Annotated in this window: 14 protein-coding genes and 1 riboswitch; of the genes, 3 read left to right on the top strand and 11 right to left on the bottom strand. The window is 40.7% G+C overall.

Features of this window, described 5'->3' with window-relative positions; translation table 11 throughout:
* The 7 genes from DWW23_RS25645 to DWW23_RS25680 form a co-directional block, all read right to left on the bottom strand.
* On the bottom strand, positions 1–2,814 hold a 2,814-nt coding region (locus DWW23_RS25645; protein WP_122357309.1), incomplete at its 3' end, for a DNA methyltransferase.
* Positions 2,815–2,826: 12 nt separating this feature from the next.
* Complete coding sequence (locus DWW23_RS25650; protein ID WP_008659858.1) at positions 2,827–5,751, bottom strand: helicase-related protein; 2,925 nt, start codon at positions 5,749–5,751, stop codon at positions 2,827–2,829.
* A 1-nt stretch (position 5,752) separates the two neighbouring features.
* On the bottom strand, positions 5,753–11,011 hold the full coding sequence (locus DWW23_RS25655; protein ID WP_122357310.1) for a DEAD/DEAH box helicase: 5,259 nt from the start codon (positions 11,009–11,011) through the stop codon (positions 5,753–5,755).
* A 1,280-nt stretch (positions 11,012–12,291) separates the two neighbouring features.
* Complete coding sequence (locus tag DWW23_RS25660; protein ID WP_122357311.1) at positions 12,292–13,245, bottom strand: bifunctional helix-turn-helix transcriptional regulator/GNAT family N-acetyltransferase; 954 nt, start codon at positions 13,243–13,245, stop codon at positions 12,292–12,294.
* A gap of 672 nt (positions 13,246–13,917) precedes the next feature.
* A complete protein-coding gene (locus tag DWW23_RS25670; protein WP_122357312.1) occupies positions 13,918–14,901 on the bottom strand; it encodes a YgcG family protein in 984 nt (327 codons plus the stop codon).
* Between the two features lie 20 nt (positions 14,902–14,921).
* A complete protein-coding gene (locus DWW23_RS25675; RefSeq protein WP_122357313.1) occupies positions 14,922–15,521 on the bottom strand; it encodes a LemA family protein in 600 nt (199 codons plus the stop codon).
* Positions 15,522–15,621: 100 nt separating this feature from the next.
* Complete coding sequence (locus DWW23_RS25680; RefSeq protein WP_122357314.1) at positions 15,622–17,532, bottom strand: biosynthetic peptidoglycan transglycosylase; 1,911 nt, start codon at positions 17,530–17,532, stop codon at positions 15,622–15,624.
* A 91-nt stretch (positions 17,533–17,623) separates the two neighbouring features.
* On the opposite strand from DWW23_RS25680, the gene DWW23_RS25685 reads away from it, so the two are divergent.
* Both DWW23_RS25685 and DWW23_RS25690 read left to right on the top strand, forming a co-directional pair.
* Complete coding sequence (locus DWW23_RS25685; protein WP_122357320.1) at positions 17,624–18,622, top strand: 2-hydroxyacid dehydrogenase; 999 nt, start codon at positions 17,624–17,626, stop codon at positions 18,620–18,622.
* A gap of 88 nt (positions 18,623–18,710) precedes the next feature.
* Positions 18,711–19,556 (top strand): patatin family protein, encoded by an 846-nt coding sequence (locus DWW23_RS25690; RefSeq protein WP_122357315.1) that lies wholly within the window; start codon positions 18,711–18,713, stop codon positions 19,554–19,556.
* A gap of 92 nt (positions 19,557–19,648) precedes the next feature.
* Here DWW23_RS25690 and thiC read toward each other — a convergent pair whose 3' ends face one another.
* From thiC to thiD, 4 genes are read right to left on the bottom strand one after another with little or no spacing between them, the layout of a single operon-like run.
* Positions 19,649–21,355 carry a phosphomethylpyrimidine synthase ThiC gene (thiC, locus tag DWW23_RS25695; protein WP_122357316.1) on the bottom strand — a complete coding sequence of 569 codons (1,707 nt, stop codon included), beginning with the start codon at positions 21,353–21,355 and terminating at the stop codon, positions 19,649–19,651.
* 22 nt (positions 21,356–21,377) lie between these two features.
* Positions 21,378–22,076, bottom strand: a complete 699-nt coding sequence (locus DWW23_RS25700) for a thiamine phosphate synthase (protein ID WP_122357317.1) — start codon at positions 22,074–22,076, stop codon at positions 21,378–21,380.
* A complete protein-coding gene (locus DWW23_RS25705) occupies positions 22,061–22,663 on the bottom strand; it encodes a thiamine phosphate synthase (protein WP_122357318.1) in 603 nt (200 codons plus the stop codon). The genes DWW23_RS25700 and DWW23_RS25705 overlap by 16 nt, the downstream gene beginning before the upstream one ends.
* On the bottom strand, positions 22,660–23,508 hold the full coding sequence (thiD, locus tag DWW23_RS25710) for a bifunctional hydroxymethylpyrimidine kinase/phosphomethylpyrimidine kinase (RefSeq protein WP_122357319.1): 849 nt from the start codon (positions 23,506–23,508) through the stop codon (positions 22,660–22,662). The genes DWW23_RS25705 and thiD overlap by 4 nt, the downstream gene beginning before the upstream one ends.
* Before the next feature lie 27 nt (positions 23,509–23,535).
* Positions 23,536–23,621, bottom strand: a riboswitch (TPP riboswitch).
* 175 nt (positions 23,622–23,796) lie between these two features.
* Here thiD and DWW23_RS25715 point away from each other — a divergent pair.
* Positions 23,797–24,156 (top strand): AAA family ATPase, encoded by a 360-nt coding sequence (locus tag DWW23_RS25715; protein WP_233564458.1) that lies wholly within the window; start codon positions 23,797–23,799, stop codon positions 24,154–24,156.
* Positions 24,157–24,203: the final 47 nt, after the last annotated feature.

The following is a 24,203-nucleotide window of genomic DNA, read 5'->3' on the forward strand; positions in this document are numbered from 1 at the left end:
GATAAAACTTTTCCCAGCATTCTGTTTCAGAGGATATGGATTTCCCAACACCTCGGAATCATCCAAATAAGGAGTGATTCTTTCGACCTTCTTTTTATCTAAAACTATATCTTTACTCCACTCTCCTTTATGGATGGTAACAAGCGAAATCTCGACAGCCGCATCACCCGGCCAGCGCATAGAACGAACCGCATGGTTAATGACACCTTCTTTCGAACAAATGACATCTAATCCTCCTTCACGAGCGGAACCTTGAGATATAGTATTAGTAGATACTAATGATTGAAAACCATTTGGCCGTAGAATATTGAAAATCCGTCTGAAAAAATAAGTAACAAGATCAACTGCCCCGGCAGGCTTATAAGCATATTTTACAAACTTCAAAAAACTATTTCCAAAAGCTCCACTTAGCTTTTGTCCGCCAAGGAACGGCGGGTTCCCTATAATGCAATCAAATCCACCTTGTGTGAAGACTTCTGGGAACTCTAAAAACCAATGAAAGAATTGATATTTAGTAAATACCTCAATTATTCCACTCGCTAATTGCATTGGAATCTGACCTCCCCGGAGATATTCAAAATAATCTTTGTTTGTGACTAACTTATTTTTATTCTCATCCGTTTTGGGTACAAAGAATTGAGCAACCTGCATGTCTGCCAAAGTTCTCAATCTTTGCATAGCTGATTTATTCATCAACATCCGGTATTGCCTTTCTTTTTCTGCAACTTGTTCTGGCGTATTTTCCTGCATTTGATTCAGTGAATCAAACTGTTTAATAAGTTCTTCAAGAGAGTCACCAACTTTGTTCTCAAACAATCCTATTTGTTGAATCAAGCCGGCTCCTTTTTTATTCTCCGTTCGATAAAGCTTTGCAATCTCTTTATCGTCCTCCGGAAGCACTTTGAAAGCCTCATCCGGAATACCATTCATCAACTCGTCTTTATGACCTAACCCGACTATCGAATCTCCGCACTTGATGTGATGATCGAGGAAATTGAGCGGTTCGCCCGGATTGTGGGCTTCCAACCATAAAGCGACTTTACAAAGCTCGACGGCCAACGGATTCTTATCAACACCATAAATGCAATTCTTAATAACTATCCGCATGGCTTGCCTCATTGCCACCGGATTAGGCTGCTCTTCTCCTGTATATAAACGAGCCACTTCCAAAGCGATTCTCCGGGCAGCAGAAAGCAACAAATGCCCACTGCCACATGCTACGTCACAAACTTTAATTCCAAGCAATGCTCTTATGGCTGTTTCACGCTCCTGACCAATGATACGATGCAGGGGGATTGTTTTATCTATTTTCGATTGCAGTAACCTCTCTTCGAGAATATACTCTAAAGAATACTGAATAAGTGGTTTACATAATTCTTCTGGAGTATAATGCGAACCGGAATCGCTTCTGAATTTTCCCTCTTTGAGCTGAAAGTGAGGTGTTTCGTTCTTTAGATTGAAAGCAGGGCTATACTCTAATAATCCCTCATATACAGAGCCGAACTCTTCCACATCCAGATCCGAATAATTCACTCGTACGGTTTGTCCGGTCTGATTATTGACAAAAAAACATAAGCCAGCAATCGTATCTATCAATGTACAGTTGTCCAAACGGAGTGTCATCAATGTACGTAAAGCATCTGTTGCAAAAATGCCGGATGAAAGGGCTTGTATACCAAGTTTTTCCCCGTAATATTTGTTTTCGAACAACATGAATGTAGATTTCATTCCCTCCCACAGGTCGTCTTTACTATTATCGGCATATAGCAGTTTTCCGGCCAGTTTCCGGAGTCGCTCAATACTGTAATACCGGTAATAAATTTGCTTCTTCCGTAGGACTTCCTCATCTCTCGTTTCCGGATATACAAGGTCCCGTTCTTCAGTTACAATCAGAAAAAGAAAGCGGTATATCAATCGCAATAATTCGGCGTAAAACGTATCTGCAGCAATTCTTCCAGATGCTATTTGTTCTCTCAGTTCCAAATTATGCGGATTTTGTATAAATCCGTTGGCTAAACCTGTTTGTTTCTTGAAGTTTTGATTTTTAGCAGAAACGATTCCGTTTGGATACCCTACCAGAGCGTTAATAACAGCACTGCTCAGGCTACTTCGAAGCCGGGAACCGGATTCCAACGATTGCAAGTGGTACGTTTCAAAAATACATCCGTCAGGAAAATCATTTTTTTGTTTAAATCGCGAGGAGTGTAATGTGCGATACAGAATAGCGAAATCGGAGAACAGATCTTCTTCCATCATTTTTTCGAGGTTGAACTCGTAATAGCTGATTCGCACAATCCGGGATGAATCGCGAAGCAATCGCAGGAATATTCCATTACTAACCAACGCATAAGTATGCTCCACTTTATTCAGGTATTCCTGTACAAGTGCATGTGGGGACGATTTTCCGTTGACAGTGGCTTTGTCAAGGCTTTGTTTGAAGGAAACCAGATGTATAGGAAACCCGTCTAGTTCGTCATCCCTGTGGCTGATATCAAATCTTTTACCACTCTCAGCATGTTGGTAGACAAGTGCTTTGGTGGCAGTGAAGTTTAATTCGGCAAGGAAAGGCTCCATCCAAGATTTCCGGGTTTCGGTAGTACCGCTATCTTCATCTTTAACCCGTTCTTTTTTAGACTTAAATATGTTCCACAGTGCTTTGGCGTTAATCCATGCATTACCTATTTCCTCACGGAGGGAGTGATCTGTATCGAAATACGAAGGTCGTTGATAATATCCTTGTTCTTCCGAACGAATCTTCTCAATGATTTCACTCGAGATAATATTTCCTTGTATATTGACGGATGTATTGTTCATATTCTTTCAATCTTAAAATAATGGAGTTGCTACAGGTTTGAAAATATATACTCCCAGAATATCGGGTGGCAAAACGGGAATAACAGTTTCATAGCTTTTTCCGCCTACTAGTGAACGAAAACGCCCATGTGCTTCGACCAAGTGATCGGCCCGTTGTTGCGCCACTTCTTTAAAAGCCTCAGCTTTGGAAGAAAACCGTTGTTGCTCATAGTCAAATTCGTTCTCCTGTGATTCCTGCGACATATTTTCTTCTGATTCTACTTCAAAAAGTAGTTGTTTACTTTCATCTTCGGACAATATACGACTATCAGCATGACTTCCTTCGTATCCCCATAAGAATACTTCTTCTGCAATGACTTCTCGTTTACTGCCGATTTCACGAATTACGTTCCGCACGCGGAATTGAATAAGTGTTGTACGAGTTTTTACTTTCTGTGTGAGCACGACAGCGCTTCTGGCTACCCGTGGATAGGCTGAGTTCTTATTCATATCAATTGCTAATGATAGCATAAACTGGCACAGCTGCTCCACAAATTTATGATTTCGCCCGACATATACGAGCCCGGCAGGGGTAGGCGATTCGAAGCAGATGGTAATATTCTTACCATTTTTTGGCAGCATTGACTGCAAATGTGTCGGAAGATTGGTCAAATCGATTCTATATCCCTGTTTGTAGGATTGAATCCCATCTTCCCTGTTTGTTTTCCGGGCATAGATCGGAGTACAAGTCCCTCTCAAAGCAATAATAGAGGATGTTACAAAAGATTCTACGGAAGAAATATCTCCAATGGCATCGTCTACTTCTTTCAACTCGTTTTCAATTTCTTCCGCACTGACAGCTTCATGGGCAAAAATACTACGTATGTTTTCTGCTTTCCGCCGCATTTGTTCAATCACATTGGTGATGTGGTCGTCAGCAAAAAGACTCAGTTGCTTATTGCTGGCTTCTTCTTCCCCTGTAATCAGTTTTTTTATCAATCCTTCCATGACCGAACTGTCATCATCGCCGATGGATATGTTTACCCCGATACTATTCCGGATTTCATATATCTTTTTGATGAGTACATCCCAAACGATTTTATCTACATCGTTATTCTCTCCTAAGAGAATAAATGTTTTTATCCTAGGGCTTTCCTGACCAAAACGGTCGACACGCCCATCGCGTTGCTCAATACGGTTCGGGTTCCAGGGAAGATCATAATGCAAGACGGCATTGAATAACTCCTGCAGGTTGATACCTTCACTTAAACAGTCGGTGGCAACCAGTATCCGGGGTTTATCTGGATGGATAGAGTCTATCAGGTCACGACGTTGTTCGTCGGCCAGTTCGGACGTAGCCACCACTACCTGCACTTTATTTCCAAAATAGTCTTTCAGTTTCTCTCCAATATATTTGGCTGTTTGAATGTATTTGCAGAATACAATGGGGTGATATACAACCTTTTGTTTTACTCCATCGACTATTTCTTGTACCCCTTTTGTCCAGTCGGATAATACAGAAATTGCTTTGGATAATTTATTGTCAGAAGGGTAATTGCACAGTTCCTCTGCTCGTTGAGTCAATATTTCCAGAAAATCGTCGTTTTTTTCCTGTACCTCATATTCGTTAATCGCATTTGTTGTCAGAGAGTCATCCCGATTCAACTCTTTATCAAAAAGTGTACTTCTGAAATAGAAATCTTCCTCATCTTCCTGGATCTCTTCAGAAAGCTTGTTTTTCCGGTTCTTCAACATACTTAGTCCGGCTGCCGGACTTGACATGGCACCTCGTAGCAAAGCCAAGGCTGCCCAATACTTAATTGGAGAAGTATTTTTAATTTTCTTCCCGGTTTGTGTGCTCAACCCACGAGCAAAATCAAGGATTCCGTTGTAAAGGCTCAAATATTCTTCTGATAATGAATAACGAATTTCCTTTGAATCTCTTTCGGGAAAGGGATTCTGTTCTTCCGAATGTTTACGCCAGCGTTTCAGGTTTTCACGCTTTCGTTGAACGAAATGTCGGGCTAACTTTTTTCGCTTATTTTCATCCATCCCGGAGATGTTATATTCGGCGAATTCGGGGTTCAAAAGACCAATAAGCGATTGAAATTCTTCATCTTTTCCACTATGAGGTGTTGCGGTTAACAACACGATGTGTCTGTCGGGTCGGGAACTTACCTCTTTCAATAAATCATATCGCAGTTGGTCGCCTTTGCCCGCAGGGCGAGCACAGGTGTGAACCTCATCAACAATTACCAATTCAGGACAATCATTCATAAACATCTCTCTTCGCCCCAGTTTATCTTTCAACTTGATATAATCGATGGATATTACTTGATAGGGGTAATGCTTGAATACTGAAATATCACCTTGCAATTTTCGTTCCAAGGAAGCAATGGTGCTTGAACGGATTATTTCGGCATCGATATCCAATTTATCCTTCAATTCTTTTTGCCATTGTTCGCACAAGTGTGGCAAACAAATAATGGTAAAACGTTCTATTTCACCCCGCTCAATCAGTTCTTTCAGTATCATAAGGGCTTCGATGGTTTTCCCGACTCCTACATCGTCGGCGATAAGTAATCGTACAACCTTTTGTTTCAAGGCCATGACTAACGGAACTACCTGGTAGGAACGTGGACGAAAACTTAATTTGCCCATACAACGGAAAGGACCACAAGCATTTCTGAAAGATAATTTGGCGGCATTGTATAAAATTTTAGCCGATTGAAAATCTGCCAAATCTTTTTTCTCCGGATATTGGAACTCTGCCTTATACATGCTGTCGGAGGGCAATTGTAGCGGACGATATACTGCCGTCGCCTCTGCGTCTGAGCCCCCGATGGGTTTCAGCTGCACGATGTCTTTATCATTGGAAGGGAGTACTACCCACTGCCGATGTCGGAAGTAAACGAGCATTCCCGGTTTGATATCCTGATTGGTGATTGATTCTGTCATTTTACCTCACAACTTTGAATATATGTTTATTTCGCTTTACAAATTCCTCGATAGGCTCCGTATAATGCCATTCGACGACTTCGTATCCGGCGTCTCTACAGTTCTGACGCTTCATTTGATCCTCCTTTTTAATCTCGTATTGGTCGTGTACTGAACCGTCGCAAAATATCAAGGCAAATTGGTTGTCAGATATTTTATAAACGAAATCGGCATTTACATATAAGTTTTGAATGTTCATTTGAGCCTTATCAGGTAATTTAAGACCGTTCCGGTATAAATATTCAATTAGCGGTTTCTCAGTAGACGAATTGAGGTCGTAAGTTCGAAGCAGATAATTGTACTGTTCTTCTAATGTGCGACCACCTTGTTGATTGTCTATATTGCATCGCATCAATTTCTCTAACGCTTCTTTGACGCTGAAACGATCTAATTTTTCGTGATATTGCTGATTATAATAAGATAATAAATCGTCGTAAGAAGCTTTTGGAGTATCAGGACGTGTATCGATTAATGTTTCCGGATCGAATCCTAACAGATTATAAGCTTCTTTGAAAATAGCCTGAAGTTGAGCAGCATTATTCAGTAGATCTTTAAGTATTCCCAGACTACCTTCAGAGGATTCGTACAGAAGAATATTCTTGCTTTCATTTTTCCCCATTATCCAAACACCGATTTCGCTCTCTTCAACTTGGCAGACCTTTTCAATGGCCCGTTTTAAAGCATAAGCTAAGGTGCATACTCCTTCCTCTTTCAAATGCAACTCTTTAACAGGTTGGATATACAAAATATCTGAAGTAGTGGTGGTGTATATTCTTACCCCTGCAATAGGTTCATCAGGATTGGATTGTTCCGCCTCAATTCTGGATTTCCAGCGTCCAGAAATTGTTCCGATAGGAAATGAATCATCTTTTGTAATTTTCCACTTATTGTTGATTTGTAGTAACGTAGCCGACTGGTCATAAATAACCTGCAACAAATCATGTTCTGCCGCTTTAATTATTGCTTTTTGCGTATTGTCGATTCCTTTGGAAAAAGAAAAATAATGGTCGATATCATATCCCTGCGATGTACGGTATTCTTCATTGCAGGATATACGTTCTTCTATTCTAGCTTCGGATTCGTTTAATTCTACAACATTGGAAAACTTCTCAAAAGAATCAAAGTCTTTAAGCTCTTTTCTTGTAATAGGATCATTGCTTGCATTCTCTGCCTCTTTCCCTACAAACACATAACCAGTTTCTTTCGATATTTTTATGGTATGCATCTGTTCCCCATTTTGGTTGAGCTGCATTTTAACGACTTTATATTTACTCCCGTCATGATAAATAAGGTTGTTGGGACCAAATTCTTTAAGGGCGATAAAACGTGGGCGAGAGACATATTCTCCCTGCTCGGCAGATTTATTTCCGACAAAAGTACGTACAGGGAGACGTGTGAAATTATACCCCGGAAGAAAACCTTCTGATGCAAGATAACGAAACACATAAAATTCTGATTCATTTCCGGATGAAGAATTGCTTTTGTTAAGCAATAAATCTCTCTGTCTTAGCGCTATGGCTTGCATCCTCTTCGCATCACCAATTTTAGGGCTATTGGGGGTTGATATAACCGAGTGAGCCTCTTCCAGTGTTTTTTTGGTATTTGTATATAATATCCTCCACCGTTTGAATGCATTGTCAAACCTTTTATAAAAAAATTGTACTTGATCAATCAGCCAGTTCTTGTCACTATACCAACTTGTATCATCTATTTTATTGATATTTCGAAGTATGTTATCAAATTGTTTGGCCCATTGCAGGAATTGGTGTTTTTGTATTTCTTCTATTTTTAATCTGATATGCTCATAAACCGGCAGTTCCGGTTTATTGATATCGATGATTTCACTTATGGAAACTTTGATATCAATCCCCAGTTCCATCATGATAAAAGCATCTAGATGGCTCCTTATCAATTCCATGTTGGTGATATCCATCCTTGGCGGAATAACTGATCCATGAACCATTTTTGTCGGGTCCTTAAAGTAATTACGATCGTGAGGTGATTTTTGAGAACAGAAAGTAAATACCAATGCTGACTGTCCGCTTCGCCCAGCACGTCCGCTTCTTTGCGAATAATTGTCGGGACGTGGCGGGACATTCCGCATGTGAACAATATTCAATTGACTGATATCGATTCCCAATTCCATAGTAGGACTACAAAACAGGGCTGAGAGCTTGCCTTCACGAAAATCATCTTCCCGTTCGATACGTTTTGCATTTCCCAACTGTCCGGTATGTTCTTTTCCTTGTCTTTCGTAGGTTTTGAAGTCTTGCTTGTAAAAGTCCTGAAAATAAAGATTAGGGGTACTCTCGATATTTTTATATTTCATAAAGCGGACTTCATCTCTGAGCGTATGCACCTCATCTCCAGGTTTCCAAAGGATGTGGTCAACACGGATGCGGTAGCCATGCATCGTTCCCTCACTTGTTTTTACAGGTATTTGATTCAAATAATGCCCTTCTACCAGAATTTGGCAAATTGTATCTATTTCTTTTGATAAATCATCTTGCTTTAGAATTTGTCCGGTTCTATCCTTGACAAGCCTTTTTATATATTTCCCTAAATAACTCGCAGGGCCGATAGAAGCTGTATATTCTCTTGTTTTTGCCTTACCTTTTGAATAGGGAAGCAACACATAGGGGACATCTATTTTTTCTTCAAAATCCAAAGACCATGGTTTTTTTTCATCTAATAGGTTCTTTAGCTCAGTCTCAATTTCTTCTCTTTTTTGTACTAAGTAAATGTGGTCAAAGGCAAATGAGGTACGGAAGTAGTTCAGGATTTGTGTGAACGTATATTCCCGCTCCTCAGAAGACATATTTTTTAGCCAACTCAGGTGGGAAAAGAAACTATCTATTTTACAAAAATCATTCAGCTTTTTGTATCCTATTTGCACTAAAGCTGTTTGCTCCAGATTAGGAGTAGTATATCTCCACCCTAATTTCAAATCATATAAAATTCTTATGATAATGTATTTTTGAATAGCATTTATGTTCCCTTCATCAGGCCAATTCGGGTTTTTGGAAAGGTACTTTGCATATTCATCTTCGCGTAAATTGAGTTCTTTGAAAACTTCGATGCCAATTCGATTACTATCCAGCCCATCAAGGTTATTTCTAACGGATTTATGAATTGCAGAACGCAAACGGGCTATGGTAAAGAAATCATTGAAATGACCTGCTTGCAATGATGCATCTTGTCGATTATCTGTAAAACTCAAAAACTTTTGGTTCCTGAGTGGAATATTATTCTCAGATAAAGATTTTAATATGTTTGCTCCTAATATGGTTGTGGCAGAACTACGTCCTTCATTCCCTAATCGCGACAATTTAGTATTTTCATTCGTCTTTAAATCGAAAATAATACCTGACGTCGGGTCGAATAATAGATACGCAGGTATATACCAGGCTTTTAATGGCAATTTATTGTCATTCTTCCAGGAATAATTGCCATTTTTGTCAAAATGCAATAATTGAGGCAAGCGATACTCATAAAAGTTTTTTATTCTTCTACCATATTTCAATGTTTCTGTAAACCAGCTATCTGGGAGATAATCTTTGTCGTCTTCATTCCATACTTCATCTTCATCATCATCTTGCAAAATTAAATATCCATAAGGAAAATCTTCGATATTTAAGATACGTTTTTGCCTCCCTGTTACTTTATCTGCTTTAATGTCCTCTTGTGTAATTTTTGGCGGCAAGTCATCCATATTATCTGGATCTCGTGGCATAATTTTATCATTAATGAGCTTTACGCATAGAAAATCTACACCCGAATAACGGCTGAATAACACCGGATACAATAGCGTTTCAGCACCGTTTATCTTTGTATAAAGTTCATCATTGAGTGTTATGTATCTGGCATCTCTTGAGTCAAGAGTTACTTGTACTGTACCAGTTTGAGAGATGAATTGGTGAATTTTGAATGGCAGATAGGATTTTCTTGGATTTTCATCAGCAGCTTTTATGTTTAGTTGCTCTATCCATCCTAATAATCCATCCATTGCATTTTTACAATCGTCCGAATTTTCTCCAGAATCTTTGGATAATTGTTGAATGATGGCAGATAGAGGTTGAGGTTTTCCCCGTTCAAAATATCCGTTCGTATCATCAAGTGCAATTTTGCGTTCAAGCCAAATAGCCAAAGGGTGAGATTTAAATTTGTCAGCACCATCATTTGAATCAATAGATTCATGGACAGATCGGCTTAACTGAGATGAAGAGGGAATCTGTTCAGCATAATCGGTAGATGTTTCCAATTGTTCTCCAATGATTTGATTGAGAGAATAACTTTCATCAAAAATTAGGTCGGCAACGGCTCCGACTGCTTTTTTCCTTTCATCTGCATTTCCTTCTGAACTCATGGTAGCAGAAGTTCCGATGCAAACAAGTTTATTGTTGCACAGATTTTTAATTCTCCGGATTAACATAGCTACATCCGCCCCTTGTCGACCTCTATATGTGTGTAATTCGTCGAAAGCCAAAAATTTCAGATATTTAGACATTGATTCTCTAAATACTCTTTCTTCATACCGGGTCATAATCAGTTCCAACATCATATAGTTGGTCAGAATAATATGTGGTTCTTCTTCCCGAATAATTTCTTTAGTTGTGGCATTTTCCTGTCCAGTATATTTAGCATAAGTCACAGGAAAAGTTCCTTTAGTCAGCGACTTGAGTTCCGTTATCTGCTCATCCAGTCCTTCGTTTTGTTGTTGCAAAGGAATATTTGGTCGAAGTAGTGACTTTAGATAGTTTATCTCATATTTTTTAATTTCTTCTTCTTGTGAATTGATCAGGGCATTCATCGGGTATACAATAATTGCTCTGATTCCTTTTCCCGGACTCTTCAGAACATCGTTAAATATAGTGGCAAGGAATGTCAGTGATTTACCTGAACCTGTTCCCGACGTGACTATAAATCCTTTATTTTCTATTCCTTTCTTAATGGCTTCCACTTGATGATGATAAAGGCTAAACTTTCCCAGGATATTTTTTAGTTCTGAGTGAGCCCCCGGGATATCATCCAAAGATAAACCTGTCTTATAGGAAGGGTTGAATTGAATAAGTGGTTCAGGAATATAGGAATCGCAACTCGAGTTCTCTTCAAATTTCTTCTCTACTTCTTCTTTTATCCGTCTATCAGAAATAGTGAAGAAACTTTTTAGAAATTTCTTGTAATCTTCAATGATTGACTGATGATTTTTAAATGCTTTCATGATTCACTTATTTTACTATTTTTGTGAAATTAATGAAGGTGTAAGTTCAACAAGAAAATTAACCTGCTTGAGATTGCAAAGCTGTAAGCTACTGGACAGTAGAAATGGGTCTCCTACCTTTAACATCACACCTGTTCCAACTGCCCTCATCCATCCGTTTCTCCTATACTATTGTTGAAGTTCATACGGATATCCTTTCGAAACAAGCCAAGAAGATAGTAACACAAGTTCTTTGGGATAGTCCTGCATCAAGTTGCTTATCTTTGATTGGTTTATTTTTTGCGCCTTCAGTCATTTTATTAATATTGTAATAGGAGCAAATATAAATAATGTTAGCCAGACCGCAAAGACTTCAGTTTATTATTTTTCCTACAACTATAATTTAATTTGAATACAGGATAAATTATAAATAGACAAAAAAGTGCGTATTTCAAGTAAAATAATGCTCTTAATTAGTGCGCATTGCAGGGTGTATGCAGGATATTATACTTGCGTATTACAGAAAACGTCATTAGATTTACGTATTTATGAGATGATAAGTATTGAATTACATGACATTTAAGCATAAATTGTAAGTCTATAAACAGTAGACAGCAAGCACTAAGACACTTCTGATAAGAGATGCTCAAGAGATAGACAAATCTATTCTTGTGCTTTAGGCAACACCTCATACTTTATCAGACAAAGACGAACAGGCTTGCCGATATGAAAATATGATACTTTATATTTCAGTTAGTTTACTCTGATGTACAGCTATTAGTTTATTCCGCAGCACAATCATTAGTTTATTCTACAAATACACAATAAATTCATCAGGATAACAATCTCTTGAATTTGCAAACTTGATAAGAAAGAGTTATCTTTACCCTCAGTATTCTCCATGAGCAAACTACCGCAAAAGCACGTAGCAAATTAGTGGGATAAATCATGGGATATGCTTGAAGCAAAAAATATAAAGTTTTAAATATCAGCGTGGTAACTCTGCAAGGAGAATCCCAGGCGGATCACTGAAAATAAAAGAAAAATCAAGCAAAGCCCTGATAATTAGATGTTATCAGGGCTTTCTTTTTTTTGGGAAGATCGCAGAAAATAGTCGTTTCAAGCATATTATCGGTGGATAAATCGTGGGGCTAAAGTTTAGTCGAAAAAGTCCCACGAATTTGCATCTTTCTTGCTTATTCATACTATTTTGCGTAGTGTTATTCTGGAGGAGCTGAGATTTTTTTGTGCATAGTTGTGCAATACTCAAGATAAACAATTTACTCACCATAGTATTTTATTCATTTTAGTATCAATTCCATTTGAATATTGCATCTCTGATAGGATGTACTATGCCCAAAAATCCTTTTAAAACCTAATTTTTCATAGATATGAATTGCCGGTTTTAAAGCAGTGTTGCTTTCTAAGTACAGATTTCTCCCCCCTAATTCTTTTACTTTATTGATAACAGCCTGCCCTAAAAGCAGCCCGATGCCTTTCCCTTGTACTTTAGGACTAACAGCAAGTTTAGATAACTCATAATCATAATGTTCATCATTCATTTTAAGCAAAGCGCAAACACCAACAGGTTCGTTTTTGTAAAGTGCAACAAAAATTTCTCCCCCTTTATCTATAATAAGCTCTTGGGGATTATTGACTGCTGCATAATCGGTTTCTTCCATTTTGAAGTATTTGTTTATCCATTCTTCACTGAGCGACTTGAAAGCTTCCTGATAACAAGGTTCATAAAGTGTTATTTGAATGTCCTTGCTTTCTCTTTGCTTTTTTACCTCTTTTACACGTTCCAGTAATGATTTGCCTGATAATAAACATTCCCATTCTTCAATGGCTTGCCATAAATCATTATGCGCTTCAGATGAAATATTTTCTATAGTAACGGTCATATCAGAGCATTCTTCGATGAGTATCTCTGACATTTTTTTTCCTTTGGGAGATAGCATTATTAAGTTTCTTCTTCCGTCAGACTTATCTTTTGTCTCCTTTACAATTCCTCTTGTAACCATCTCTTTTACAATATTACTAACTGAAGGATGAGAATGTCCTATTTCCTTTGCGATAGCAGTAATTGTTTTTGCTTCCCCATGTGCTAATACGAAAAAGACAGGAAACCATTTTGCACGAATGTCTATTCCATACATTTTGTGAATCCGTTCGGCATCGTTAGTTATTTTATCGGTTAACATCCGTAGCCTGCTACCAATTGCCATTTTACCTGTTTGATTAAAGAAATCCATGTTTTATCGGTTTTATTTAAGTAGATATGTAATTAATTACGCAAATGTAGGTAACTTACCTAATATATGCAAATATTCTTAGCAATTTACTACTCTTTCAACATATGAAAAGGGGTATTCTGATAAAGCTCTGATCGATTTAATGCGCTGCTTATATGTTCATATCCATATTTCATACATAGCAACAGCATTTCTAAACTGATGATAAGAAACAATATACAGATGCTCATATCCGGTGGTCATACATGGAATTATTACTTGATGATAGCTGCAATGATGTGGTTTCAAATGTATGTTTGTTTTGACTACTAAATTCATGATAGTACAAACATGTTTTGCAAAACAACTATCATACTATCATAAATCGATATATGTTATTTATAATCAGTGATATGTATAATGATAGTTGTTTGTTTTAACTATCATAGTACCTATCATACTCTCATTAAAAGAATATATAAGGAGATATTCTGATAAAGTATATAGTTTATTTTCAGAAGAGTAGGTAGAAAAATACGGTGAGACCCGGGTGTGAATAGCATCAGCACCCGGGTCTCGTTATTGTTTACACCCGGGTGTAAACCGGATGAAGAAGGGGATCTCAAATAACTTTTCTACCTGTTTTCGGTAAAATATCTACCCTGTTTACGCAAATCAGACTACTTATTTTGCTTAAAAACGACTAATAGAACCGCCGCCCCCCGAACGTCCTCCGCCCCAGGAGCCACCGCCACCACCAAAACCGCCTCCAAAGCCTCCGCCTCGTCCGCTGCCGCCAATGATGATAGGTCCCGTACTGCGTCTTAACCGGCTGATATGACGGTTTTTCTTTTCTGTATAGCCGCAATTCTTACATCTGTAGGTATCTTCTGCCAATCCTTCTGAACTGTAAGTAGCCCTTTGTATCACTTGCTGGCCCACATATACCAATGTTTTTTGTCCGCAACGGGGACAGATACGAGGACGGTATTTGAGGATGGATACAAGTATAAAGATCCCGGCAGGAAAAATGATCATCATGACCAGGAATAGCCATAGAAAAAGATCGTCACCTTCCGTTTGTCTGCTGGTATTTCCTCCGGTCATGGCTGCGCGTTCATAATCGCTTGCCATCAGGTATTCTTTTACTGCGGCAACCCCTTTCAGCATACCGGCACTATAATCGCCCGTTTTCAGATCAGGAATCATGTATTTTTGTTGCAGGCGGTAACAGATCGCATCCGGAAGAATACCTTCTATACCGTAACCAGTCTCGAAAACAACCGAACGCTGTGACGGCTCAGTGACAAGCTGGATCAGAAGGCCGTTGTCTTTGTCTTTCTTTCCCAATCCCCAATGCCGAAACAGGTCTGTGGCAAACATACGGGCGTCATTATCACCGATACTTTCCACAGCAACTACGGCCACTTCGATCCCCAGACTGTCTTCTACAATCTGCAGCAAACGGTTGATATGCTCGACATCCTGCGGATGAATGATCCCATCCGGATTGCTTACATGATTGCTCCGGTCGGAGAGACGGACATTTGGAACTGTCTCGATAGTATAATCCTGTGCTGCAGAAAGTTGTAGCGGGAAAATAGAGAACAGGAACAGACCTGCAAGCAGTAAAGCCTGCAGGCGATTATCCGTCAGTATTTTATTCAGATTTCTCATTTTTATCTGAACTTATCGAATTAAAATTCTACTTTCGGAGCTTTCTCGGCACCACTTTCCGCACTGAAATAAGCTTTCGGCTGGAATCCGAACATACCGGCGAGGATATTGGTAGGGAAACTGCGGATATAAGTATTATACGTTTGTGCGGTTTCATTGAAACGCTTACGTTCTACGGAAATACGATTCTCTGTTCCTTCCAGTTGGGCTTGCAATTCAGAGAAGTTCTGATTGGCTTTCAGGTCCGGATAACGTTCCAGTACGACCATCAGGCGAGAAAGGGCACTGCTCAGTTCTCCCTGTGCAGCCTGAAATTTCTTCATCGACTCTTCATTCAGGTTAGACGGATCGATGGTGGTCTTGGTGGCCTCGGCACGGGCACTGACTACACCTTCCAATGTTTCCTTTTCATGAGTAGCATATCCTTTTACTGTATTGACCAGGTTTGGGATCAGGTCCATACGACGCTGATATTGATTTTCTACCTGACTCCAGGCTGTTTTTACTCCTTCATCCTGTGTGACCATTGTGTTGTATGTACTTTTTACCCAAGAGTATCCGGCAAATAAAAGTACCACGATAATGGCAAGTGTAATCCACAAAGCTTTGTTCTTAAACATTTTCTTTTTGCTTTAATTGTTATACATAGTTGTGCAAAGCTATATAAAAAACAGGATAGAAGAAGAAACTGTTTATACAATTGTTGGTTGCAATGAATATTTAGTGGGTATCTGTCAAGTAATATTTGGCAGGTCCTGTTATTTTCAAATCTTCGGGACGTATACCTTCTGCTTCCTGAGGCGTTATCAGTCCGCGATCGACCAGACGACTAAGAATTACCTGATAGAACTCCGTATAATAGGGTTTTAATTGCAAACCTTCAAAGCAATAGCGAACATGTTTCGGCTTAGGTACGATACTTGCCAGGAAGATACATTCTCCTAAAGTCAGGGCCGAAGGTTCTTTGGCAAAGTAAAAATGTGAAGCCTCGGCTGCACCGTAGACAAGCGGTCCCCATTCGACGATATTCAGATAGACTTCAAACATCCGTTCCTTCGAGGTAAGACGGTTACTTTCTATCAGCCAGACAATCAACATCTCTTCCAGTTTCCGGGCAATCGTTTTGTTACGACTCAGGAAGACATTTTTTACCAGCTGCATACTCAACGTACTTCCACCCCGTGCAAACCGCCGTTCTTTGAGGTCCAGTATCAGGGATTCACGGATCGCACTCGGGATAAAACCATTGTGATAAAAGAAACCGGCATCCTCGCTTTGCATGATGGCCAGAGGCAAATAACGGGATACAGCCGGGAAAGGCCGGAAAGAAGGATTGCCTTCACCGACCTCGAACGTACGCACCGGTTCTTCATTCTCGTAAACGGTATATTCGAACGGTTCGTTCATTTTTCGCAGATCGGTATTCCCATATTGAATGATCTGGAAATTGCGGGCGGTAAGCGACGATTCCAGTTGCAGGCTATCCAATGAGGCAAAATCGACATCCAGTAAAAACCGATATGATAATGTTCCGTCGGCTTTTAATCCTTCCAGATTGTAAAACAAACCTTTCGGCAGGGATGCGAACAAGTCATTTGCCGGAAAGTCCTGTTTATTCACCGAGGCAGTTATATGCCAGTCGTCTTTTTTCTCAGCCTTCAGATAAGGATGAAAATCCAATTGATTGAAGTTTACCTGGGAGACACTATCCAGTTCCAGATAGTTTTTTCCGATATTCACCTGGCAGTCGACAGTTCCCCGGTCCAGTAAAACTGTATCGGGAGAAATGCGTCGTTGATGAAGTGTTAGTCCGCTGATATGTGCCTGTCCCCGGACAGCGTGTAGCTCATTCTTTTTGAGTATTTCCTCCAGTTTGAATGTGAGTGTATCGAACTGTATCTGTGCTCCCCAGCGATAGTTCAGGAAGGGTAGGGTGATCTTTGTATTCTCTTTGGCATGCAGCTGTGCTTCGATCTTTTTTCCCTTGTCCAGCAGCGAACCTTCACAAACCCATTCGCTTCGTATTCCGTTTTCCGTGCTTCGTATTCCGGTAGCGAAACGGCTATCCTTTATGATCAGTGAAGGTATCTCGATCAGGAGTTCATCTCCTTTGTTCAGATAAGAAACACTTAGATTGCGTAAGGTCGCATTATCGGGAAGTAACTTGAAAAGCAGCCCGAACAACCTGCCTGTCTTCCGTGCAAAATTCTGTTCTGTTTCAGTATGGGCATTTATCTCCGCAGATGGGACAGAATGATACAGAAATTCAAAATTGGACGTATTGTCTTTCTTTATAAAGGAAATATTCACGTCGTCGGCTTCTATACTCTTTACGGAGACTTTAAAAAGAAGAAGTGCGGAACGGTCCAGCTTCACCCGGAAAGAATGGCTTCGCAGGAACGTATCGGCATCCGACGGTGTCACAGATAATCCTTTGATCTGTATGCCGCTGAGACCGATCATGCTTATGTCGTCGTAATGAACAGATATCCGGCGCGTTTCTTCCAGCTTCTCCAGTTTACGGTCGATGTATTGCCGTACGAATATGTTCCGTATGGAAAACGAAAGCAGAACCAAAACAGCTAAAAGAATGACACCTGCCGCAATTACTTTCCTAACAGGTTGATGCATATATTCTTCTTGTTTAAAACGGGAGTAAAAGTAGATATTTTTTCAACATTTCATATCTTTTATCTGTTTTAATAAAAACAAATAAATGAATATGTCATACAAGATTGCATTTTTTGGAGCTAAACCTTATGATATAGCTTCCTTTGATCAGGTAAACGAGAAATATAATTACGATATAAAGTATTATAAAGGACATCTTAATCCCAATAATGTGGTCCTGACGCAAGATGCCGACGCTGTCTGTATCTTTGTGAACGATACAGCCGATGCGGCCGTAATCGATGCGATGGCAGACAACGGTGTCAAGCTACTGGCTCTGCGTTGTGCCGGTTTTAATAATGTAGACCTTGCTGCTGCCAAAGGAAAACTTCCGGTCGTCCGCGTTCCGGCTTATTCTCCTTATGCCGTAGCCGAGTATTCGCTGGCATTGATGTTGTCATTGAACCGGAAGATACATCGTGCCTATTGGCGTACACGCGACGGAAACTTCTCCCTGAACGGATTGATGGGATTCGATATGCACGGAAAGACAGTCGGTATAATCGGTACGGGAAAGATTGCCAAGATATTGATCCGGATATTGAAAGGGTTGGGTATGCATATCCTTGCTTATGATCTTTATCCCGATCATAAGTTTGCGGAGGAAGAAGGTATTACTTATGTGACATTGGATGAATTATATCGCGGGTCGGATATCATCTCGCTTCATTGTCCGTTGACGGATCAGACCCGTTACCTCATTAATGAGGATTCGATAGACAAAATGAAAGACGGTGTAATGATCATTAATACCGGCCGCGGGCAATTGATTCACACGAATGCCCTGATCGAAGGACTGAAGGAAAAGAAGATTTCGGCAGCCGGACTGGATGTATACGAGGAAGAAGGAGATTATTTCTATGAGGATAAATCCGACAAGATTATCGATGATGACGTGCTGGCACGTTTATTATCTTTCAATAACGTGATCGTCACTTCGCATCAGGCTTTCTTTACCAAGGAGGCAATGCATAATATTGCAGAAACGACTTTGCAGAACATCGAAGATTTCCGGCAAAATCGTCCACTAGTGAACGAAGTTATTCTATAAACAGACTATTTTTTTATCGCTGATTTATTATATTTTTGTGGCCATTGTCCGGTGTGAGCCAGGCAATGGTCTTTTAATTTTACGTATTATGAAAATAGATGATCAGACAGGACTTGTTTTAGAAGGTGGGGGAATGCGCGCCGTTTTTACAGTAGGGGTATTGGATTACTTTATGGACCACAATCTCTGGTTCCCTTATACGATCGGAGTGTCGGCAGGGGCCAGCAACGGTATTTCGTATGCTTCCCGGCAACGGGGACGCTCCCGTTACAGCAATATAGATTTATTGAAAGAATATAATTATATCGGTCTGCACCATTTTCTGCGTGGCAGAGGATATATCGATATGAAATATCTGTTCTATATTTATCCGGAAAAACTCTATCCGCTCGATTATGATGCCTACTTCAGGTCGAAAGATCGCTTCGTGATGGTCACGAGTAATTGTCTGACGGGAAAGGCGGAATACTTTGAAGAGAAGAAGGATAAAAAGAGGTTGGTGGACATTTGTTGTGCTTCTTGCACGTTGCCGATCCTTTGTCCGGTTGCTCATGTAGACGGCATTCCGATGGTAGACGGTGGTGTGTGTGATGCTATTCCCATCCAACGGGCTATCGATGACGGTTTCAGTAAAAACGTGATCATTCTGACACGGAATAAAGGGTATCGCAAGAAAGATAAGAATTTTTATCTGCCAGGATTTATCTATAAACAATATCCGGCTATACGTGAACAACTCAAACTGAGATATAAGCGTTATAACGAAGTACTCGATTATATCGACCAACTGGAAGCGGAAGGGAAAGCCTTTGTGATCCGTCCTGAAAATAAGATGGAGGTGGGGCGGACGGAAAGTAATCCGGAGAAGCTGGAAGCGTTATACAATGAAGGGTATGCGCTGGCTGCAAGGTTGTTTTCAGGGAAGCATGAATAATTTGAGGGTATGTCAAAACAAATAAACCGGACGCAGATATCGTAGAATTCTGCGTCCGGTAAATACTAGCTTTTGACACCCCCTCGTTCTTTTTATTCTTTACATTCTTTATGTAAATCCTTACTCAGGCGCATAGCACAGAAATTCGGACCACACATCGTACAGTATTCCCCATCGGTGACAGCGCTTTCCTTATAGTATTGCAAAGCCCGTTCCGGATCGAGCGACAGGTTGAACTGGTCTTTCCAGCGGAAGTCGAAGCGTGCTTTACTCAAAGCGTTGTCGCGTACCTGAGCACCCGGATGTCCCTTTGCCAGGTCGGCTGCATGGGCAGCTATCTTATAAGCAACCACACCGTTACGTACATCTTCTTTATTCGGCAATCCTAAATGTTCTTTCGGAGTTACATAACAGATCATGGCTGTTCCGTGCCATGCAATCTGTGCCGCACCGATAGCGGAAGTGATATGGTCATAACCGGGAGCGATATCTGTTGTTAACGGGCCTAATGTATAGAAAGGTGCCCCATGGCAAGCATATTGCTGCTCCTTCATATTTTCATGTATCTTGTTCATTGGGACATGTCCCGGACCTTCGATGATTACCTGAACGAATTTCTCCCAGGCAATCTTTGTCAGATCACCCATTGCATGCAACTCGGCAAACTGGGCGGCATCGTTCGCATCATAAATAGAACCCGGACGAAGTCCGTCGCCAATCGAAACAGCTACGTCATACCGGCTCAATATATCGCAAATCTCTGCGAAATGGGTATAAAGGAAGTTCTCTTCATTGTGCAGTTGCATCCATTTCGCCATGATGGAACCGCCGCGTGACACGATGCCCGACAGGCGGGTTGCCGTCAGATCGATATGACTTTTCAGTAGACCGGCATGGATCGTGAAATAATCTACACCTTGTTCGGCCTGTTCGATCAATGTATCACGATAGATATCCCAACTTAGTGCTTCCACATTTCCGTTCACTTTTTCCAAAGCCTGGTAGATAGGAACAGTCCCCATCGGAACAGGGCAGTTACGAATGATCCATTCGCGTGTTTCGTGGATATTGTCGCCTGTGGAAAGGTCCATTAACGTATCGCCTCCCCATTTGCAACTCCATACCGCCTTCTCTATTTCTTCGCTGATACCGGAAGAGAGGGCCGAGTTTCCGATATTCGTATTGATCTTCACCAGGAACTTCTTACCGATGATCATCGGTTCCGCTTCCGGATGGTTGACGTTGGACGGTATGATCGCACGCCCGGCTGCTATTTCCTTGCGGACAAAATCCGGTGTAATATACGATTTCAGTCCCAATGCCTCGATCTGTTGGTTTTCACGTATGGCAACGTATTCCATTTCAGGCGTAATGATCCGGCGTTTGGCATAATACATTTGGGTGATGTTCTTACCTTCTTTGGCACGATAGGGGAGGTGGCGTTTCGGGAAACGGATAGCATCCAGGCTTTTATCTTCCAGGCGGCTACGTCCGTATTCCGATGTAAGTTCGCTCAGCTGTTCGATATCCTTGCGCTTGCTGCACCATTCTTCACGGATACGTGGGATACCGGCTGTTATGTCGATGTTTATCTTCGGATCGGAGAATGGTCCGCTTGTGTCGTAGACAATTACCGGATTGTTTTTCTTACAAACTTTTTCTCCGTTTTCATCCAGTGTAACGGTATCCAGAAGTTTTATCTTACGCATTCCAACTTTGATCTTGTTGATCTCTCCCGGAATGTATATCTTCTCCGATGACGGGTAGGTGATACGCATCGTATTTTTCTTGTTTGCCATTGTTATATTGTTTATATTTTGATCAATGTAAATCTATTTGCTTGCTATACTTTTTTATTATTAAACAGAAACGTTCCATCTCCTTTACAGGATCGGGCGCCTGGGTAATAGCCGATGATACGGCGATCCCTGTAATTCCGGTACTCATCAAAGGGGCGATATCCTCATACCGGATTCCTCCGATTGCAAATATAGGAATTTTTAGTCCTGCTTCCCGGCATTGTTCCATGATTCTTTTGTATCCTTCGAGACCGAGTATCGGACTCAGGTTCTTTTTTGTTTCTGTAAAACGATATGGGCCAAGACCGATATAGGAGGCGCCCTGCCTGTCTGCTTCCACGATATCTTCAAAGGTATTGGCTGTAGCACCTACCAGGAAAAGGTTGCCGTATCCTTGTTGACGGATAATCTTCCAGGCATCGCTGACCGGCATATCTTTCTTACCCAGATGTACAGTGAGAGCTTTGCTTTTAATAGCGATCTCCAGGTTGTCGTCTATGCATACCCGACAGGATGATCCTGCTAAATGAACCAGCTTTTCGGCAGCTTCGAGGGTAAGATTGTCTTTCATTCGTATCTGTATCCAGTTACATCCGCCTTCCAGGGCTATTTTGATCTGGTCTTCTTCTGTATATTTTTCAGTACGGTGTGTGATGAACATCAACGGAAGTGTGTTCTCTTCCGTGAAACAAGCATACCGGCTGTTTATCTTTTCAGGCATAGTTGTATATTTTTATATTGATTGATAATTGTTTCTTTTTGTGATATATCCGGCACTTTTCCCCACAATGCACCTAAAACGGCTACGCCTCCGAAACCTATTGAACGGATCGATGGGATCGTTTCGTTACTGATACCACCCAAAGCGATTACTTTTTCATTTATTATCTTATGGGAAGCGGCATCCTGCAAAGTTTCCAAAGAGAAACCGCTACCGTATCCTTCTTTAGATATGCTCTCAAAGACAGGGCTGAGAAAGACATAATCGAGTTGCCGATTTTCTTTTACTTCCTGTAAGGAATGACAGGAACGGCTGATACTACCTTTGAAACCTTCCGGTATAATATGGTTCCTGCTGTTCAGATGGATGCCGGCAAGATTATATTCCGATGTCAGTTCAAAATGATCATGTAAGACGATACGGGAGTGAAACACCTCCGGGACGGTATCTAATAATAAACGTAATACCTGTTTATCCCCCTGGGGTTTACGCAAATGCACTTTTTCCATTCCTTCCTGAAATAAAGCCGTCAGGATCAGACCTTCGCCTTCAAAGAAATTAGGAGTCGTTATGGCTATCAGTTTCATGACCTATTCATTTCTATTTTATGTAATGGAACCGGGGCAAAAAAATGATTCAAAGGGCCATGACCATGCCCCGTTTTTACATCTTTTCCACTCTGAATAGCTTGTGTGATATACTCTTTGGCAGAACCGACTGCTTCAGGCAGATTCATACCCAAAGCAAGATAAGCAGCAATAGCTGAAGATAATGTACAGCCAGTCCCATGACCGTTCGTCGTTTCTATCGTTTCGGCGGACAGGCGGACAGGAGACATCTCCGACATATATAATATATCGGTCATATCTTTTGTTTTCAGATGGCCGCCTTTCATTAGAACGGCCTTGCAGCCCCGGGACAATAATTTCCCGGCAGCCAGATCCATGTCTTTTTCGGAGAAGATCTTTACACCTGACAGGTATTCTGCTTCGTCGATATTGGGAGTGACTAATGTACTTCGGACGAACAGTTCGCGGACTATGATTTCGATGGCATCATCCTGTAGCAATTTATTCCCGCTGGTAGAGATCATCACCGGGTCCAGTATGATATATGCGGGAGAAAATTTGTCTATTGTTTCAACGATAATTTCGGCTGCAGTCTTGTTATGTACCATTCCTATTTTCACAGCATCGATCGTAATATCTTCAAAGACAGCATCGAGTTGCCCTTTCAATATCTCGGGAGAAATAGCCTGAATGCCTCTGACACCCTGGGTGTTCTGAGCTGTGACCGATGTTATGACGGAAGCTCCGTAAACACCGATGGCGGAGAATGTCTTGATATCTGCTTGTATGCCAGCTCCGCCACCACTGTCGGAACCGGCAATTGTAAGTGCTACCGGATAGCGATACGTCGTATCTGTTTTCATGTTTACATACCAAAGGAGGGAAAAGCCTTATCTGTCTTTCCTACGGCGGCATTACCCGCATCAGGTTCACAGGGTATAATCTCAGCCCGTTTACAGTATGGCACCCCCTTTTCGCGGACAAAGGTAGAAAGATTGACAGGAGAAAACAAAAGTGAAATGTTAAATTTAAGAGAGAATTGATACATATAAAGAAATAATCCAGTATATTTGCGAGTACATATCCGGCATTATAGCTTTTCTTCCGGATTGTGTTTCCTTTTACCATAACAATCTTAAAGGTGACTGAACATGTTGAATAATAAAGGCTTGTATGTGATTACCGGAGGGCCTGGAACAGGTAAAACATCGCTAATTGAAGAACTTAAAAAAGATGGATTAAAGACTGTAAAAGAGGTTGCACGAGATATAATCAAAGAACAACAACTGCAGGGAGGAGATGCCTTGCCCTGGAAAGATACCGGGTTATATACGAAGATAATGCTGGAACGCTCTGTCGATTCGTATCTTGCACATGCAAAAGAGGAAGGTGTCCTGTTCTTTGACAGGGGAATACCTGATACTTTGGCTTATGCACAGTTAATAGGGTTGAACGACCGGAAATACATAGAACTGGCCGTTAATAAATATAGGTATAGTGAACAGGTTTGACTTGTACTGAAAAAAGTTTACACAATCACAAAAAGAAAATGTGTAAA

The organism is Parabacteroides sp. AF14-59 (genome assembly GCF_003479515.1).
Lineage (GTDB): Bacteria > Bacteroidota > Bacteroidia > Bacteroidales > Tannerellaceae > Parabacteroides > Parabacteroides faecis.

Bases quoted from the DNA above. Each gene is read 5' to 3' on its own strand.
- DWW23_RS25715 (WP_233564458.1), top strand. From the start codon at position 23,797: ATGTTGAATAATAAAGGCTTGTATGTGATTACCGGAGGGCCTGGAACA.
- DWW23_RS25650 (WP_008659858.1), bottom strand. From the start codon at position 5,751: ATGACAGAATCAATCACCAATCAGGATATCAAACCGGGAATGCTCGTT.
- DWW23_RS25660 (WP_122357311.1), bottom strand. From the start codon at position 13,245: ATGGATTTCTTTAATCAAACAGGTAAAATGGCAATTGGTAGCAGGCTA.
- DWW23_RS25670 (WP_122357312.1), bottom strand. From the start codon at position 14,901: ATGAGAAATCTGAATAAAATACTGACGGATAATCGCCTGCAGGCTTTA.
- thiC (WP_122357316.1), bottom strand. From the start codon at position 21,355: ATGGCAAACAAGAAAAATACGATGCGTATCACCTACCCGTCATCGGAG.
- DWW23_RS25705 (WP_122357318.1), bottom strand. From the start codon at position 22,663: ATGAAACTGATAGCCATAACGACTCCTAATTTCTTTGAAGGCGAAGGT.
- DWW23_RS25655 (WP_122357310.1), bottom strand. From the start codon at position 11,011: ATGAAAGCATTTAAAAATCATCAGTCAATCATTGAAGATTACAAGAAA.
- DWW23_RS25680 (WP_122357314.1), bottom strand. From the start codon at position 17,532: ATGCATCAACCTGTTAGGAAAGTAATTGCGGCAGGTGTCATTCTTTTA.
- DWW23_RS25675 (WP_122357313.1), bottom strand. From the start codon at position 15,521: ATGTTTAAGAACAAAGCTTTGTGGATTACACTTGCCATTATCGTGGTA.
- DWW23_RS25685 (WP_122357320.1), top strand. From the start codon at position 17,624: ATGTCATACAAGATTGCATTTTTTGGAGCTAAACCTTATGATATAGCT.
- DWW23_RS25700 (WP_122357317.1), bottom strand. From the start codon at position 22,076: ATGCCTGAAAAGATAAACAGCCGGTATGCTTGTTTCACGGAAGAGAAC.
- DWW23_RS25690 (WP_122357315.1), top strand. From the start codon at position 18,711: ATGAAAATAGATGATCAGACAGGACTTGTTTTAGAAGGTGGGGGAATG.
- thiD (WP_122357319.1), bottom strand. From the start codon at position 23,508: ATGAAAACAGATACGACGTATCGCTATCCGGTAGCACTTACAATTGCC.